Annotated in this window: 12 protein-coding genes; 8 read left to right on the top strand and 4 right to left on the bottom strand. The window is 72.6% G+C overall.

Annotated elements, in window-relative coordinates:
* Positions 1-4: 4 nt before the first annotated feature.
* Together FBY35_RS13945 and FBY35_RS13940 are read right to left on the bottom strand one after the other, a co-directional pair.
* A complete protein-coding gene (locus FBY35_RS13945) occupies positions 5-1,642 on the bottom strand; it encodes a DUF5691 domain-containing protein (RefSeq protein ID WP_142214118.1) in 1,638 nt (545 codons plus the stop codon).
* A gap of 15 nt (positions 1,643-1,657) precedes the next feature.
* Positions 1,658-3,040 (bottom strand): SWIM zinc finger family protein, encoded by a 1,383-nt coding sequence (locus tag FBY35_RS13940; protein ID WP_186356931.1) that lies wholly within the window; start codon positions 3,038-3,040, stop codon positions 1,658-1,660.
* Positions 3,041-3,180: 140 nt separating this feature from the next.
* Here FBY35_RS13940 and FBY35_RS13935 point away from each other — a divergent pair, with 140 nt between their 5' ends.
* The 7 genes from FBY35_RS13935 (at position 3,181) to sucD (ending at position 12,467) form a co-directional block, all read left to right on the top strand.
* Positions 3,181-4,293, top strand: coding sequence for an AAA family ATPase (locus FBY35_RS13935; protein ID WP_142214117.1), 1,113 nt, complete (start codon positions 3,181-3,183; stop codon positions 4,291-4,293).
* Positions 4,290-6,875, top strand: coding sequence for a DUF5682 family protein (locus tag FBY35_RS13930; RefSeq protein ID WP_142214116.1), 2,586 nt, complete (start codon positions 4,290-4,292; stop codon positions 6,873-6,875). Before FBY35_RS13935 ends, FBY35_RS13930 begins: the two co-directional genes overlap by 4 nt.
* Entirely contained in the window at positions 6,872-8,020 is a 1,149-nt protein-coding gene (locus FBY35_RS13925) for a VWA domain-containing protein (protein ID WP_142214115.1), read from the top strand. Before FBY35_RS13930 ends, FBY35_RS13925 begins: the two co-directional genes overlap by 4 nt.
* Before the next feature lie 104 nt (positions 8,021-8,124).
* Positions 8,125-8,934 carry a hypothetical protein gene (locus FBY35_RS13920; RefSeq protein WP_142214114.1) on the top strand — a complete coding sequence of 270 codons (810 nt, stop codon included), beginning with the start codon at positions 8,125-8,127 and terminating at the stop codon, positions 8,932-8,934.
* A 108-nt stretch (positions 8,935-9,042) separates the two neighbouring features.
* Positions 9,043-10,074: a hypothetical protein gene (locus FBY35_RS13915; RefSeq protein WP_142214113.1), complete on the top strand. Its 1,032-nt coding sequence runs from the start codon at positions 9,043-9,045 to the stop codon at positions 10,072-10,074.
* A 308-nt stretch (positions 10,075-10,382) separates the two neighbouring features.
* Positions 10,383-11,561, top strand: coding sequence for an ADP-forming succinate--CoA ligase subunit beta (gene sucC, locus FBY35_RS13910; RefSeq protein WP_142214112.1), 1,179 nt, complete (start codon positions 10,383-10,385; stop codon positions 11,559-11,561).
* Between the two features lie 21 nt (positions 11,562-11,582).
* Complete coding sequence (gene sucD, locus FBY35_RS13905; protein WP_142214111.1) at positions 11,583-12,467, top strand: succinate--CoA ligase subunit alpha; 885 nt, start codon at positions 11,583-11,585, stop codon at positions 12,465-12,467.
* A gap of 109 nt (positions 12,468-12,576) precedes the next feature.
* On the opposite strand, the gene FBY35_RS13900 is transcribed toward sucD, so the two are convergent.
* Positions 12,577-13,800 carry a helix-turn-helix domain-containing protein gene (locus tag FBY35_RS13900; protein ID WP_142214110.1) on the bottom strand — a complete coding sequence of 408 codons (1,224 nt, stop codon included), beginning with the start codon at positions 13,798-13,800 and terminating at the stop codon, positions 12,577-12,579.
* Between the two features lie 125 nt (positions 13,801-13,925).
* On the opposite strand from FBY35_RS13900, the gene FBY35_RS13895 reads away from it, so the two are divergent.
* Positions 13,926-15,572, top strand: a complete 1,647-nt coding sequence (locus FBY35_RS13895) for a DUF6350 family protein (RefSeq protein WP_142215061.1) — start codon at positions 13,926-13,928, stop codon at positions 15,570-15,572.
* A gap of 95 nt (positions 15,573-15,667) precedes the next feature.
* Here the strand turns inward: FBY35_RS13895 and FBY35_RS13890 are convergent, their stop codons facing one another.
* Positions 15,668-16,444 carry a hypothetical protein gene (locus FBY35_RS13890; protein ID WP_142214109.1) on the bottom strand — a complete coding sequence of 259 codons (777 nt, stop codon included), beginning with the start codon at positions 16,442-16,444 and terminating at the stop codon, positions 15,668-15,670.
* Positions 16,445-16,656 lie beyond the last annotated feature (212 nt).

The following is a 16,656-nucleotide window of genomic DNA, read 5'->3' as shown; positions in this document are numbered from 1 at the left end:
CGGCTCAAAGGGAACCGTCCGCCAGTTCCGCCCGCATCGCCGCGCGCAGCCTCAGCGTCGACACCAGCCGCTGAAACGCCTCCGACCAGTACCCGCCCGCCCCAGGCGAGGCCCCTTCCGTCTCGTCCGGGGTCGCCGTCAGCAGCTCCAGGCGGCTCGCCTCCGCCGGGTCCAGGCAGCGTTCGGCGAGGCCCATCACGCCGCTGAAGCTCCATGGGTAGCTCCCCGCGTCCCGCGCGATGTCCAGCGCGTCGACCACCGAGCGGCCCAGGGGCTCCGCCCACGGCACCGCGCACACACCGAGGAGCTGGAAGGCCTCCGACAGACCGTGCGCGGCTATGAACTGCGCCACCCAGCTCGCCCGCTCGTCAGCCGGAAGCGTCGCGAGAAGCTTGGCCCGCTCGGCGAGTGACGAGGTGCCCGGACCGGTGTCCGGTGGTGCGGCCGGGGCGCCGAGGAGGGCACGGGACCAATGTGCGTCGCGCTGTCGCACCGCGGCCCGGCACCATGCCGCGTGCAGTTCCTGGCCCCAGTCCTCGGCCACGGGCAGGGCGACGATCTCCTCGGCCGTACGTCCGCCGAGCCGCGCCGGCCAGGTCGACAGCGGGGCCGCCTCCACCAACTGGCCCAGCCACCACGACCTTTCGCCCCGGCCGGTCGGCGGGTTGGGAACCACCCCGTCTCGCTGCATGTCCGCATCGCATTCGTGCGGTGCCTCGACCGCGATCGCCGCCGCGTCCCCGCCGGTCGTCCTGCCCCCGCTGCGGTCCAGGCCGACGCAGGACGCGGCCCGGGCCGCCATCCGTGCGGCCAGCGCGGAGTGCGGCAGGGCGGACAGGAGCTCGGCCGCCGTGGCGCGGACATTGCGGCTGCGGTCGGACAGGGCCCGCTCCAGGAACGGCTCGTCCTCGCCGGAAAGCCCCGTACGCAGGGAGTCGAGGAACATCAGCCGGTCCTCGGCACGTTCTGTGCCCCATGTCGTGGTCAGCAGCGCCAGCGCGGCCTCCGCGTCGTGCACCCGCACCGCGGCCAGCAGAGCGACGCGCTCGGCGAACAGCCCTTCGCCCCAGAGCCGTTGGACCGCCTCGGTGTCGGTCATGTCGGGCAGCACGGCGCTCCCCGACGCACCGCGCAGCGCGAACTTCCAGTCCGGGTTGAGCCGGGCCAGCCACAGCCCGCGCGACCCGGCGAAGTCGAGGACCTGCGGCCGGAGGTCGGTCCGTGCCCTGGCCGCGTCGAGCAGCGCGGGAAGCAGGGACGGCGGCGCCTGGTAGCGGTGCTCGTTGGCAGCTGTCAGCCACTGCGGGAGCAGCTCGGTCAGATCGGGTGCCGTACCGCGCCGCCCGCCCGCGTGGGAGGGTGCGGACCGGTCGGCGAGCAGTTGGGCGAGCCGTCGCCGCGCGGCCACGGGCAGCCGGGGCCGGGCGTCGTGCGGCGCGGGCTCGGGACGGTCGGCCGCGGGTGCGGGCAGCAGTCCCGCCCTGCGCCGCACGGTATGGAGCGCCGCGGCGTCCAGCAGTGCGGACGGGGCGTCCTTGCCCGGAGTCAGGACCGCGTCCGGTGGCGTGCGGCGGTCGGTGCCGAGCAGGGCCGCGGTGACGATTTCTTCCCAGGCCGATGTGCTGGTGGTGGTGCCGGTCATGGGTCCTCCGTACGTTCAGATCAGCGGGACCGTCTCGGACCCGTCCTCGGGCCAGGCCGCCAGCGGTGAGAAGCCCTGGTGACCGCACTCGCCGAAGACGGTGACCGGGCCGCCGCCGGAGACGGCCACGAGCTTCAGCAGCCCGGAGCGGGCGAGCGCCGCGGGAGCGACCGGCAGCGCGGTCTTGCCGTCGGCGTCGGCCAGTTGCCACCCTCCGTCCCAGGGAACGGGTATGACGCGGCTCAGCGTCACCGGCCAGGAGTCCAGCCAGGGGTCGTCCCGCAGTGCCTGCCCGTACGCCTTCAGAGCTGCCCCGGTCGGGCCGCCCGGCGGTGGCGAGGCGATCGGGACGGGCGCGCCGAACTGCTCGCCCAGCTCCGCCCGCAGCTGCCCCGCACCCGCGTAGCCAGTGAGCTCGGCGTCGATCATCAGCCCCACCGGCAGGGCCTGCTGCGGGGACCGTCCCGCCGCGCCGAAGGAGAGCAGCAGTGCAGTACGCCCCGACTCGCGCCCGTGCAGCCATATGCGGCGGGTGGTGATCTTGCCGTCCGATGAGTCGTACTGAGCGAGGACCAGCCAGTCGTCCCGCACGGGCGAGCCCTCGGCGGGCGAGGCGAGCCCGACCCGGGTGCGGACCGTCGCGGCCAGCGGCTGCGGCAGCCGCTCGATCCCCAGCCAGGCCGCGTCCAGCAGATGGATCAGCGCGCACTCCTCCAGCAGCCGCACCGGCCAGCCGGGCCCCGAGCCCGGTATCGCCCCCAACTCACGTACCCGGCCCGCCAGTCCGGGTGCCTGTGCGTCGACCATGCGGGCGGCTGTCTCATCCCACAGCCCGTACCCCGCCTGTTCGGCCGAGGCCAGGCCGCCGCGCAGCAGATCGGACAGCCGCTGCTCCAGCTCTCTCGCCCCCGAGGTGATCCGCTCCGCCCGTCGTTCGGCCCTGCGCCTGGCCGCCTCGGGATCGGCGGTCTTCGCCGCCTGACCGGCGCCCGCTCCGCTCTGTTCCTTGTCCGTGGCGCGCTTTCTGCGCCCTTCCAGCCACTCCTCGGCCCAGTCCGGCGTGCGCGCGGCCGAGACGGAGTCTTCGTCCGCAGCCCAGAGCAGCAGCAGCCCCAGCGCGTGTTTGCAGGGGAACTTCCGGCTGGGGCAACTGCACTTGTACGCGGGCCCCGTGGTGTCGACGACGGTCTGGTACGGCTTGCTGCCGCTGCCCTTGCACAGGCCCCACACGGCCCCCGAGCCGCTGCTGCCCGCACTGGACCACGGCCCGGCCGCCCCGAGTCTGTTTCCGGCTTTGCGTGACAGGTCGTCAGGAGCCAGTGCCAGCACCTGTTCCGACGTCCAGCGCACTTCCTGATCCGCGGCGTTCGCGGGTTCTCCCCCGTTGGTTCGCAGCATGCGGACGACGCTACGGGTCACCACTGACAATGGGCACTGACCTGCGGCTTCGTATGCGGCGAGGTCGATTGTCAGTGGCATGGTGCACCGTGGAATCCACATCGGGTCGAACGATCTGGAACCGATCTGGAGGGGGATCCATGACCGTGTCCAAAACAGGGGCAACCACCGGCGCCGAGGCCCTTCGGCCGCATGCCGAGGACGCGTTTGCCGCGGAGCTCAAGGTGCTTGAAGCGGCCGACGACCGGCCGCGCCCGGTCAATTGGCGGCTGTCGCCCTGGGCGGTGGCCACCTACCTGCTCGGCGGCGATCTCCCCGACGGGACGGTGATCACGCCCAAGTACGTGGGTCCGCGCCGGATCGTCGAGGTCGCAGTCACCACACTCGCCACCGACCGGGCGCTCCTGCTCCTCGGCGTGCCCGGCACCGCGAAGACCTGGGTCTCCGAGCATCTGGCCGCGGCCGTCAGCGGCGACTCGACGCTGCTCGTGCAGGGCACGGCGGGCACACCCGAGGAGGCGATCCGCTACGGCTGGAACTACGCCCAGTTGCTCGCGCACGGCCCCAGCCGCGACGCGCTCGTGCCCAGCCCCGTCATGCGCGCCATGGCGGAGGGCATGACCGCGCGCGTCGAGGAGCTCACCCGTATCCCCGCCGACGTACAGGACACACTGATCACGATCCTGTCCGAGAAGACCCTGCCGATCCCGGAGTTGGGGCAGGAGGTGCAGGCCGTCCGCGGGTTCAACCTCATCGCCACCGCCAATGACCGCGACCGCGGGGTCAATGACCTGTCCAGCGCGCTGCGCCGCCGCTTCAACACCGTTGTGCTGCCGCTGCCCGCGACGTCCGAGGCCGAGGTCGACATCGTCTCGCGGCGCGTCGACCAGATCGGGCGCTCCCTCGATCTGCCGGCCGTGCCCGAGGGTCTTGAGGAAATCCGTCGGGTGGTCACCGTCTTCCGGGAGTTGCGGGACGGCGTCTCGGCAGACGGCCGCACCAAGCTCAAGTCGCCCTCGGGCACGCTCTCCACGGCCGAAGCGATCTCCGTCGTCACGGGCGGCCTCGCGCTCGCCGCGCACTTCGGCGACGGTGTGCTGCGGCCCGCTGATGTGGCGGCGGGAATCCTCGGCGCCGTCGTCCGCGACCCGGCGGCGGACCGCGTCATCTGGCAGGAGTATCTGGAGACGGTCGTCCGTGAGCGGGACGGCTGGAAGGACTTCTACCGCGCCTGCCGTGAGGTGAGCGCATGAGTGGCCCCCTGCTCCTCGGCGTCCGTCACCACGGTCCCGGCTCGGCACGGGCGGTGCGGGCCGCACTGGACGCGGCCTCGCCCCCGGCAGTGCTGATCGAGGGACCGCCCGAGGCCGACGCGTTGCTTGCGCTGGCGGCGGACGAGCAGATGCGCCCGCCGGTCGCCCTGCTCGCCCATGCTGTGGACGACCCGGGACGGGCGGCGTTCTGGCCGCTGGCCGCGTTCTCACCGGAGTGGGTGGCGATCCGCTGGGCGCTGGAGCGGGAGGTGCCGGTGCGGTTCATCGACCTCCCCGCCGCGCATTCGCTGGCGCTGGCAGCGGCGGAGGAGAAGGACTCCTCGGAGGCGGATCCGGGCCGGGAGGCGGAGCCGCGGCTCCGTCCGGACGCGGCGGCCGTCGACCCTGAATGGGATGCGGTTCCTGGCGGGGAGTCGGCCGGAGTCGTGCCCGACGCGGCGGCCGTCGACCCTGAATGGGATGCGGTTCCCGGCGGGGAGCCGGCTGGCGTCGCGCCCGATGCGGCGGCCGTCGATCCCGAATGGGATGCCGTGCCCGACCCGGGCGTGCGGATCGATCCCATCGCCGTCCTCGCCGAGACCGCCGGGTACGACGATCCCGAGCGGTGGTGGGAGGACGTCGTCGAGCACCGCGGGTCCGCGTCCAGAGCCGGGCCGGACGGCCGGGCGGACGACGACCCCCGCGCGCCCTTCACCGCGCTCGGCGAGGCCATGACCGCGCTGCGCGAGATGTACGGCCACGGCGGGCACGACCGCGACCTGGTGCGCGAGGCCCATATGCGGATCCAACTCCGCGCCGCACGCAAGAAGTTCGGGGACGACGTCGCCGTCGTGTGCGGAGCCTGGCATGTGCCCGCGCTCGCCGGGAAGACCACCCTCGCCGCCGACAAGGCCCTCCTCAAAGGGCTGCCCAAGGTCAGGACCGAGATGACCTGGGTGCCCTGGACCCACCGCAGGCTCGCCCGGCACAGCGGCTACGGCGCGGGGATCGACTCACCCGGCTGGTACGGACACCTCTTCGGCGCCCCCGACCGGCCCGTGGAGCGCTGGATGACCAAGGTCGCCCGGCTGCTGAGGGACGAGGACCGGATGGTCTCCTCGGCCCATGTCATCGAGGCCGTCCGCCTCGCCGACACCCTTGCCGCGATGCGCGGCCGGCCGCTGGCCGGGCTGACCGAGACGACCGATGCCGTACGGGCCGTGATGTGCGACGGCTCCGACGTGCCGCTCGACCTGATCAGGGACCGGCTGATCGTCGGGAACGTCCTCGGCGAGGTGCCTGATGCCGCGCCCGCCGTGCCGCTGCAGCGTGACCTGAGCCGCCTCCAGCGCAGCCTCCGGCTCAAACCAGAGGCACTGGAGCGCGAGCTGGAGCTCGATCTGCGCAAGGAGACCGACGCGGCGAAGAGCCGCCTGCTGCACCGGCTGACGCTGCTCGGCGTCGGCTGGGGCGAGCCCGTCACGGGCCGGGGGAGCACCGGCACCTTCCGGGAGAGCTGGCGGCTGCGCTGGGAGCCCGAGCTCTTCGTCAAGGTCGCGGAGGCCGGGGTCTGGGGGACCACCGTGCTCTCCGCGGCCACCGCGAAGGCGGAGAACCAGGCGGTGGCTGCAAGTGCGCTCGCCGAGGTCACCGCACTCGCCGAGCAGTGCCTGCTGGCCGAACTGCCGGGCGCACTCCCCGTCGTGATGAGGGCGCTGGCCGACCGAGCCGCGCTCGACGCCGACGTCGGCCATCTTGCCGAGGCCCTTCCCGCACTGGCCCGTTCCCTGCGGTACGGAGACGTGCGGTCCACCGACACGGCCGCACTCGGGGAGGTCGCTGCCGGGCTCGCCGAGCGCATCTGCGTCGGCCTGCCGCCCGCGTGCACCGGGCTCGACGCGGACGGCGCGGCCGAGATGCGGGCACACCTGGACGGGGTGCACACCGCGATCGGACTGCTGCCCGCAGCACAGGAGTTGGGCGGGCAGTGGAGTTCGGTCCTGCACCGGCTCGCCGTGCGGGACACCGTGCCGGGAGTGATACGGGGCCGGGCCGCCCGGCTGCTGCTGGACGACGGCCGGCTCGAGGAAGCCGAGGCCGCACGGCTCATGGGGCTCGCGCTCTCGCCCGGCACAGCGCCCACCGAAGCGGCCGCCTGGATTGAGGGCTTCGTCGGAGGCGCCTCGGGAGGAGGGATGCTCCTGGTTCACGACGAGCGCCTGCTCGGGCTTGTCGACGCCTGGCTGACGGGAGTTCCCCCGGACGCGTTCACCGACGTCCTGCCGTTGCTGCGCCGCACGTTCTCCGTGTACGAAGCAGGCGTGCGCCGCACCCTGGGCGAGCTGGTCAGGCGCGGTCCCTCCGCGGTTTCCGGTCCGATGCGCACCGAGTCCACGGTGCCCGGCTTCGGCCCGGGACTCGACGAAGAGCGGGCCGACGCGGTGCTGCCGCTCCTGCGACTGCTGCTCGGCCCCCTGTACACCGACGACGACGGCGACGACGGCGACGGCGACGACGACGACGGCGGCGACATCGACGACAGCGACCGTATGGACAACGACCTCGTGGGGGTGGGCCGATGAGCCACGACGAGCGGCTGCGGCGCTGGCGGCTGGTGCTCGGGGCTGAATCCGCGGACGGCACCGGCTGCGCCCTCGCCGGTACGGACGCGGCGATGGACGGTGCGCTGAGCGCCCTCTACGGCAACGACGGCGGGAGGAACGACCGCCGCGGCGGCAACCGTTCGGCGGGGCTTGGGGCGTCAGCGCCCTCGGTCGCCCGCTGGCTCGGTGACATCCGTACGTACTTCCCGAGCTCTGTCGTCCAGGTCATGCAGCGCGACGCGATCGACCGGCTCGGTCTGTCCACGCTGCTGCTCGAACCGGAGATGCTGGAGGCCGTGGAGGCGGACGTCCATCTCGTCGGCACCCTGCTCTCGCTGAACAAGGCGATGCCCGAGACGACCAAGGAGACGGCCAGGACCGTCGTGCGGAAAGTCGTCGACGACCTGGAGAAGCGGCTGGCCACCCGCACCCGCTCCACGCTCACCGGGGCGCTCGACCGCTCGGCGAGGATCAACCGCCCGCGCCACCGGGACATCGACTGGGAGCGCACCATCCGGGCCAACCTCAAGAACTACCTTCCTGAGTTCAACACCGTCGTGCCCGAGCGCCTCATCGGGTACGGGCGCGCGTCGCAGTCCGTGAAGAAGGACGTGGTCCTCTGCATCGACCAGTCGGGTTCGATGGCGGCCTCCGTCGTCTACGCCTCGGTGTTCGGCGCGGTCCTGGCGTCCATGCGCTCCATCGCCACCCGCCTTGTCGTCTTCGACACCGCCGTCGTCGATCTCACCGACCAGCTCGACGATCCGGTGGACGTCCTGTTCGGCACCCAGCTGGGCGGCGGCACCGACATCAACCGGGCGCTCGCGTACTGCCAGTCGCAGATAACGCGCCCCGCGGACACCGTCGTCGTACTGATCAGCGACCTCTACGAGGGCGGCATACGGGACGAGATGCTGAAGCGGGTCGCTGCCATGAAGGCCTCGGGTGTGCAGTTCGTCGCGCTGCTGGCGCTGTCCGACGAGGGGACGCCCGCGTACGACCGCGAGCACGCGGCGGCCCTCGCGGCTCTGGGCGCACCGGCGTTCGCGTGTACGCCGGATCTGTTCCCGGAGGTGATGGCGGCGGCGATCGAGAAGCGGCCGCTTCCCATACCGGACAAGTGACCCATCAGTAACAGGGGACTTGCGTGCCCCCGGGAGTCTCGTGCGAGCATCGTCCCGATCCCCACGGAAGGTTCGCTTCCGCCGACAGGGAAGGCTCCCTCACCGTGACTGCCGCAGCTGCTTGTTCTGCTGCTGTCCTGCGCGTACTGCGCCGGGCGGCGGCCGGGCGGCGTGCGCTGCGGGTGATGCTGTTTCTCGGGGGCCTTTTGACGCTCGGTCTTCTTTGCGGCGGTCAGGCGCACGCGGCCGAGCTGCCGGAGCCGACGGCGGCCACCGAGATGGCAGCGATGCCGGCCAACGCCAGGGTGAGCGTCGCACCATCACCGCAGCAGGCCCCGGTGCGGGAACTGCGCAGCGCGGGGCGGTCCGCCCAGCCGGTGCGCGTTGTCGCGCAGCCGGTCGTGGGCACCGTGCGTCCCTTCGTACGGCCCGTGATCCACAGGCTCACCGAGCGGCTCGGTGCGCTGACCGCCCAGGCGTTGCCCGCCCACGCGTTGCCGGGCCCCCTTCCCGTACCGCTGACTCCTGCGGGCAGCGACGCGGACCGGATGGGTGGTCCACAGCCTGTCCTCGGCCGACCTGCTTCCGTCGAGCCGGGCGGGTCGTCCCGGGCGGCGACCGTCAGCACCCGGGGACAGCTCGGCAGTTACGACACCGGACCCGACCGTCTGCGGGCCGAAGCCCGCCCCGAGCGGCCCGTTACCGCGCCCGCTCAGGTCCCCGGCGAGCCCTGCCACTCCGTTCCCGGCGCGCTGCAGCAGTCCGCCGAGACCCACACGCCGCGCACGGGTGACCAGCAGGCGGCGACGGGTGCGTACGACAGGTCCCTCGCGCTCGCACCGGACACATGCGGATCGTCGGCGGATGCGCCGACCCGCGAACGACCACGCGACATCCTCGAATTCCCCGGCTAGGGCAGTCCTTTCCCCCGCTCAAGACCTGCCGCGCGGGGGCGGGACAGGTCTGCCCGCCAACCGGATAGTTCCGGACAGCCGAACCAATTCGAAGGACTTGACACAAGCATGCACAAGAACATTCGCCGCTCCGTTGCCGTTGCCGCCACGGCCACCGGTATGTGGGCCATCGGGACCGCCGCGGCCGGCGCCGCCGAGGTCTCCGTTTCCGTGCCGCTCTCCACGCCCGACCAGGCCGCCGACGTCGTCGACGACGTCATGGACGCCCCGTCGGAGGTCCGCTCCGAGGTCCCGTCCGACGCCCGGGGCATCGACGCCGCCCGCGCCGCCAAGGGCGCGGCCTCCGACGCACGGGCCACCGCCACCGGCACCGCGACGGCCGTCCGGAGCAAGGCCACCGCCACTGCCGCACACGCCAAGGGCTCGGCCCCGGCCGTCGCCGAGCAGGCCCGTCAGTACGCCGGGGCCGAGCTCCCTGCGTACGACGTCCCGGCCTACGAGGTCCCGGCCACCCCCGACGTCGCGGACGTCCAGGCCGAGATCGACTACCTCTTCGGTCCGCTCGCCGCCTTCGCTCCGCAGCTCGCCGAGCAGGCCCCGGCCCAGGCCGAGTACACGGCGCAGAGCACCGTCACCGCCGCCACCCCGATCGCCGCCGCGGCAGCTCAGGACACCCTGCCGCCCATCGCCTCCCGGGCCGTCGACGGCGCTCTCCCGGTCGCCGGTCGGGCGGTCGGCGACATCGGCGGGCTCGCGCAGGGCGTGGTTGCTGACGTGACGCCCTTCGCGGGTGGTGTCGTCTCCGACGTCCAGCCCTTCGCCGGTGGTGTGGTCTCCGATGTGCAGCCCTTCGCGGGGGGTGTCGCGGGCTCGGTCACGCCGCTCGTCGACACCGTCGTCAGCCAGGTCCAGCCGGTGGCGTACGGCGTCGGCGGCAGCGCGGGCACCCTCGCGCAGGGCGTCGTCGGTGACGTCGCCCCCTTCGCGGGCGGCGTGGTCTCCGACGTCCGGCCTTTCGCGCAGGACGTGTACGGCACCGCCGGCTCGACGCCGCTCGCGGGGAACACCGTCTCCGGCGCCCAGGGCCTGACCGGCACGGTCACCCCGGGTTACGCCGCGCACCTGACCCAGGGCATCTGAGGCAGCAGAAGCGTCCGGCCGGCGGGCCGGATTTTCCACGGGCGGTCCTCATTGGGGTGGGGACCGCCCGTTTCCTTCGGTGTGGCCCGTGTTCGGCGCGCACACCCGCGCGGTCTGTGACCGTAATCACCGCTCAGGTGTGATCTGCGATTTAGGGACCCACGTCCGGCGGGGATAACCTGCGAGACGGACATGCCGCGTACTCGGCCACCGTGTACGCCTCCCTTGTGACAGCGCAGTCACGTTGCCCTTCGCGGCACGCCCACGCAGACAACGAACCGCGATCAGTAGAAAAGGGACGGACGCGCGTGGACCTGTTCGAGTACCAGGCGAGGGACCTCTTCGCCAAGCACGGTGTACCGGTGCTGGCCGGTGAAGTCATCGACACGCCTGAGGCGGCGCGCGAGGTGACCGAGCGTCTCGGCGGCCGGTCGGTCGTCAAGGCGCAGGTGAAGGTCGGCGGCCGCGGCAAGGCCGGCGGCGTGAAGCTGGCCTCCGACCCGGACGACGCCGTCGAGAAGGCCGGTCAGATCCTCGGCATGGACATCAAGGGCCACACGGTCCACAAGGTCATGCTCGCGGAGACGGCGCCGGAGATCGCCGAGGAGTACTACGTTTCGTACCTCCTCGACCGCACCAACCGCACGTTCCTCGCCATGGCCTCCGTCCAGGGCGGCGTGGAGATCGAGGTCGTCGCGGAGGAGAACCCCGAGGCCCTCGCGAAGATCCCCGTCAACGCCAATGAGGGCGTCGACCTGGAGAAGGCCCGCGAGATCGTCGCGGCCGCGAAGTTCCCGGCCGATGTCGCCGACCAGGTCGCCGACATCCTCGTGACCCTGTGGAAGACCTTCATCGAGGAGGACGCCCTCCTCGTCGAGGTCAACCCGCTGGCCAAGGTCGCCGACGGCCGGGTCATCGCGCTCGACGGCAAGGTCTCGCTCGACGAGAACGCCGACTTCCGCCAGGCGGAGCACGCGGCGTTCGAGGACAAGGACGCAGCCAACCCGCTCGAGGCTGCTGCCAAGGCCAAGAACCTCAACTACGTCAAGCTCGACGGCGAGGTCGGCATCATCGGCAACGGCGCCGGTCTGGTCATGTCGACCCTCGACGTCGTCGCGTACGCCGGTGAGAACCACGGCGGCGTGAAGCCCGCCAACTTCCTCGACATCGGCGGCGGCGCCTCGGCCGAGGTCATGGCGAACGGCCTCGAGATCATCCTCGGCGACCCGGACGTCCGGTCCGTGTTCGTCAACGTCTTCGGCGGCATCACCGCCTGCGACGAGGTCGCCAAGGGCATCGTCCAGGCCCTGGAGCTGCTCAAGACCAAGGGCGAGGACGTCTCCAAGCCGCTGGTCGTGCGCCTCGACGGCAACAACGCGGAGCTGGGTCGCCAGATCCTGTCCGACGCCAACCACCCGCTCGTGCAGCGCGTGGACACCATGGACGGCGCGGCCGACAAGGCCGCCGAGCTCGCGGCTGCGAAGTAAGGGACGAGGGACACCACAGTCATGGCTATCTTCCTCACCAAGGACAGCAAGGTCATCGTCCAGGGGATGACCGGCTCCACAGGCATGAAGCACACCAGGCTCATGCTGGCCGACGGCACCAACGTCGTGGGTGGCGTGAACCCCCGCAAGGCGGGCACGAGCGTCGACTTCGACGGCACCGAGGTGCCGGTCTTCGGCTCCGTCGCCGAGGCGATGGAGAAGACCGGGGCCGACGTCTCCGTCCTCTTCGTGCCGCCGGCCTTCGCCAAGGCCGCCGTGGTCGAGGCGATCGACGCCGAGATCCCGCTGGCCGTCGTCATCACCGAGGGCATCGCGGTGCACGACTCCGCCGCCTTCTGGGCGTACGCGGTCAGCAAGGGCAACAAGACCCGGATCATCGGCCCGAACTGCCCCGGCCTGATCACCCCCGGCCAGTCCAACGCCGGCATCATCCCCGGCGACATCACCAAGCCCGGCCGCATCGGTCTCGTGTCCAAGTCCGGCACGCTGACCTACCAGATGATGTACGAGCTCCGTGACATCGGCTTCTCCTCCGCCGTCGGCATCGGTGGCGACCCGGTCATCGGTACGACGCACATCGACGCCCTCGCGGCGTTCGAGGCCGACCCCGAGACCGAGCTCATCGTCATGATCGGCGAGATCGGCGGCGACGCCGAGGAGCGTGCGGCGGACTTCATCGCGAAGAACGTCACCAAGCCGGTCGTCGGCTACGTCGCGGGCTTCACCGCGCCCGAGGGCAAGACCATGGGCCACGCCGGCGCCATCGTCTCCGGCTCCTCCGGCACGGCCGCGGCGAAGAAGGAGGCCCTTGAGGCCGCGGGCGTCAAGGTCGGCAAGACGCCGACCGAGACGGCCAAGCTGGCGCGCGCCATTCTGGCCGGCTGACCTTCGCAGGACGCAGTACCGCAGTACCGCAGGACGCACGTGTGGGCCCGCACCTCGGTCGAGGTGCGGGCCCACACACGTACGCGGCGCTTCTGCCCGGCGCCCTTGCTCAGTGATCCTGCGGTACGAGCCGTCCCGGGCCGTGCACGGGCTCGGAGAGCAGCCTCGCGCGCAGCTCAATGTCCTTCCGGGTCAGCTTCTGCGGTCCGTTGTGCGGCGGTACGCCCTCGACCTCCCGGCCGGGCGAGACCGGCGGCTCGTACCGGGTCGGCGCGTTGAGCAGTGTGACGGCGGTGGCGCCGATGATCAGGGTGGTGACGGCGACGGCGACCCGTGTCCAGAACCGGGCCCGGCGCTCGCTGCCCGTCCGTACATCCTGGGAGGGCATCAGCTGGGGCGCCGGAGTGGAGTTCGCGAGTGCGGTGAGCCGGTCGTGGAGGGTCTCCGGCGCTTCGAGTTCGGGCATACGCTCGGCCAGGGCGGCGCGCGCATGCAGCACCCGGCTCGCGGCGGCCGGGGTGCTCGCCTCCGTCTCGGCGGCCGTATCGGGCAGATCGAGGCCCACGCCGTCGTAGAGCAGCAGGGTCCGGCGGTGGTGCGGGGGCAGTTCGAGCAGTGCGTCGAGGAGTAACCGGCGCTCGTCCTCGGCGAGTGGGGCGTCGGGGTGGCGGTGGACGCGCCGCATCCGCTGCCACGGGGACATGGCGTGCTCGTATGCCGCGGCCCGTACCCAGCCCGCCGGGTCACGGTCGACGGCGACCTCGGGCCAGCGCTGCCAGGCGAGGTGGAAGGCGCGCTCGACGGACTCGTGGGAGAGCCTGCGGCGGCCGGTGAGCAGGTAGGTCTGGCGTACGAGGGCAGGGGCGGCGTACGCGTAGAGGGCGTCGAAGGCCTCGGCCGGGGTGAGGGCCGGAGGTTCGGGCGGTGCCGGGAGCGAATCGGAGCGAGGTGGGCCGGAGGGCGGCGGGGCCGGACAGGCCGGGACCGTGGGCGGCTCGGCCGCGCGCCCGGCGGCGGGCCTGGGCCCGGTGGTGGCGGGGGGCTGCTTGGGCTTCGGTGCCGGGTGGGTGCGGGAGTTCAGCTCCGGGGTCGGCTCCGGGTCCGGAGTACAGGACGACTCCTCCGGTCCCGTACCCGCGAGGAGATTCGCGTACAGCCTGAGCTTGCGTCCCCGGGGGCTGCTCCGCCCGGTCTCCCAGTTCTTGACCGTCGCCCGTGTGACGCCGACCGCGGCCGCCACCTGTTCCTCGCTCAGAGACTTCGCCTCGCGCAGCCTGCGCCGTTCCTTGGGGGAGGGAAGGGCGCCGGAGGCAGGGTTGGTGCCCTGAGTCATGAGAGGCTCCCCGCGGTGCTGCACTCGGCGAAAAAGTACATAAATGTATATTGAGCGACACAGCGTGCATTCGCCCGTTACATGGATAAAGCGCGTGTCGTTGGCAGCATGGCCGCGTGACGCAGATGACTGAGCCCAGCCCGTTGCTGTCGCAGGCCCCGGCTGTGGTCCAGGGGGGTCGTGCGCCCGCGCTGGCCGGGGCCTTCGTACGCGGGGTGATCGCCGCGGGGCTCGGGCTCGGCGCGCTCGCCGCCCTCGTGATGATGCTGTGGATCAGCTCCCCCTACCCGGACAGAGGTCCTGGCGGGGCGCTGCATGTCGCCGCCGGGATGTGGCTGCTCGCGCACGGCACGGAACTCGTACGCACCGACACGCTCTCCGGGAACCCGGCGCCGATCGGCCTCGTACCGCTGCTGCTTGCGGCCTTGCCCGCGCTGCTGACACACCGGGCGGCGCGAGAGGCGCTCGAACCGGACGAGGGACGGCCGCGGGCGTCGGCGCGGGGGGTGCTGTGCGCGGTGACCGCGGGGTACTTGCTGGTCGGCTCGGCCGTCGTCGCCTATGCGGCACGCGGTCCGCTGGCCGCCGACCTGCTGAGCGCGCTCCTGCATCTGCCGGTGGTGGCCGTGGCCTCCGCGGCGGCCGGGGTGTGGACCGCGAGCGGACGGCCGCTCGGGCCGCTGCCCGCGTGGCTGCCCGAGCGGGTACGGGCCGAGCTCGCCCGTACCCGGATCCGTGTCGCCGCGCGGTCCGCGGTGGCGGGGGCGCTCGCCCTGTCGGCGGGTGGGGCATTGCTGGTCGCGGTGTCGCTGGTGTGGCACGCGGAGGCGACGCAGGACTCGTTCCTGCACCTCGCGGACGAGTGGTCGGGGCGGCTCGCGGTGCTGCTGCTGGGGCTCGTGCTGGCGCCGAACGCGGCGGTGTGGGGTGCGGCGTACGGTCTCGGCCCCGGTTTCGCGCTCGGTACGGGTGCCACGGCGACGCCGCTCGCACTCACCGGCGACGCGGCACTGCCGCCGTTCCCGCTGCTGGCCGCGGTGCCGGCGGAGGGCCCCGGGGCCGCGCTGAACTGGGCGGTGGTGGCCGTGCCGGTGGCGGCGGGGGTGGTGATCGCCTGGTTCACCGTACGGAGAGACGCGCTGTCGGGCGTCCGCGAGACCGCGCTCGCGGCGCTGCTGGGCGCGGTGGGCTGCGGGCTCCTCACCGCGCCGCTCGCGGCGGCGGCGGGCGGCCCGATGGGGACGGGCAGGCTGGCGCAGTTCGGCCCGGTGTGGTGGCTGACCGGCGGCGCGGCGGCGGTCTGGACGGCGGGGGTGGGGGTGCCGGTGGCGCTGGGGGTACGCGCGTGGCGGAGGAGGCGGGGAGCGGGTGTCCCTGCCGAGCCGGACGTCTCAGGCGTCTCGGACGTCTCGGTCTCGGAGGTCTCGGTCTCGGACGTCTTCGACGACTCGGAGGAGGCGGAGGGGTACGACTTCTTGCCGGTGGCCGCGCTGGAGGCGAGGGAGCCGCAGGAGGCGCGGTGGGCGGCGCCGAAGGAGGCGTCGGGGGGCCTGATGGCGGAGTTCGCGCCGGCGCCGTCGGCTGTAACCGAGCCGGAGGGGGAGCCACCGGCTCCGGAGGAGCCCGGGCCGTCGGCGCCGCCCTGTGTAACCGAGCCGAAGGACGATCCCCCGGCTTCGAAAGAACCCGGGCCGTCGGTGCCGCCCTGGGTGGCGAAGCCGGAGGGGGAATCACCCGCTTCGGAAGAGCCAGGGCAATCGGCGGCACCGTAGGAGGGTCTTTCCCGAGCCCCGCCCAACCCCTACGGCTTCCCGCAGGCGGATATGGGATCGCCCCGCCCGGGCCCGGGCGGGGTGGAGTGGACGGGCTACTCCTTGACGCCGATCACTCCGCGCAGCGGATCCGGCAGCAAGTCGTTGCAGGCCAGCTGGCCCGACTTCGTCAGGGCGTCGTTCACGCACGTGTAGTAGTCGCGGTACACCAGCTGCGCCGTGAACGACGCCGCGACGATCACCAGCGCGATGCTCGCCATCACCAGGCCGCTCACCGCCGCCGTCAGCTGGGGCTTGTTCGGGGGCGTCGGTGACGCGGCCGGCGGGGGAGGGGACAGCGGGTCCGCCGGGCGGCGCAGGGGCTTGGCGCGCAGGGAGCTGATGCTCCAGTACAGCGCCAGCGCACCCAGCAGCAGTGCGATCTCCGGAAGGTCGAACAGCGCGAAGAAGAACGCCCACATGCCCGACAGCAGCGCATACCGCGCCCGCCGCTGAGCCGGATCCGTCGGGTCCCACTTCAGGCCGCCGGGGGAGCCGCCCCCGTCCTGGCCCTTGCGGCCGCCGCCGTCCTGGCCGCCCTCGTCGTTCTGGCCGCCGGGGCGGCCGCCGAAGCCGCCGCCCGACGAGCGGCCCGGCTGGCGGCTGCTCCACTGACTGCCCCAGGCCGGGCGCTCGCCCTGGTCGCCCGAGGGATTCGAGGGGTCCGACGAGCCGGACGAGGGGTCGTCGGAGTTGCCGTCGTTCCCCGGGTGGCGCGGCTGCCAGGGCTGGTCCGGCCGGCCCTCCGGCGGCGGCGCGAAGGGATTGTTGTCATCCGTGGACTGGCGCTCCCGCGGCAACAGGAGGTCCGTACGGCGGCGTCGGTCCGGCATGTGGTGAACGTCTTCCCCTCAGACCCAGCGCGCATGGGGTCTTGTGTCGTCGTGCCCGTCGGGGGACGGGCCTGTCCCCAGACGCTACCTCCCGGCCACGCCCCCGTCCCGTGGGGGCCGTTCTGTGTGCCGGTATCGTTGCTGACGGTCGGCCCCTTCGTAGAGTTCCCCGTATCGCGGGGCGCGATTCGTTCGTAGGACCGCACAAACGC

It is taken from the genome of Streptomyces sp. SLBN-118 (assembly GCF_006715635.1).
In the GTDB taxonomy this organism is placed as follows: domain Bacteria; phylum Actinomycetota; class Actinomycetes; order Streptomycetales; family Streptomycetaceae; genus Streptomyces.
Note: the sequence above shows the minus strand (reverse complement) of the source record. Positions and strands in the feature narration are given on the sequence as shown.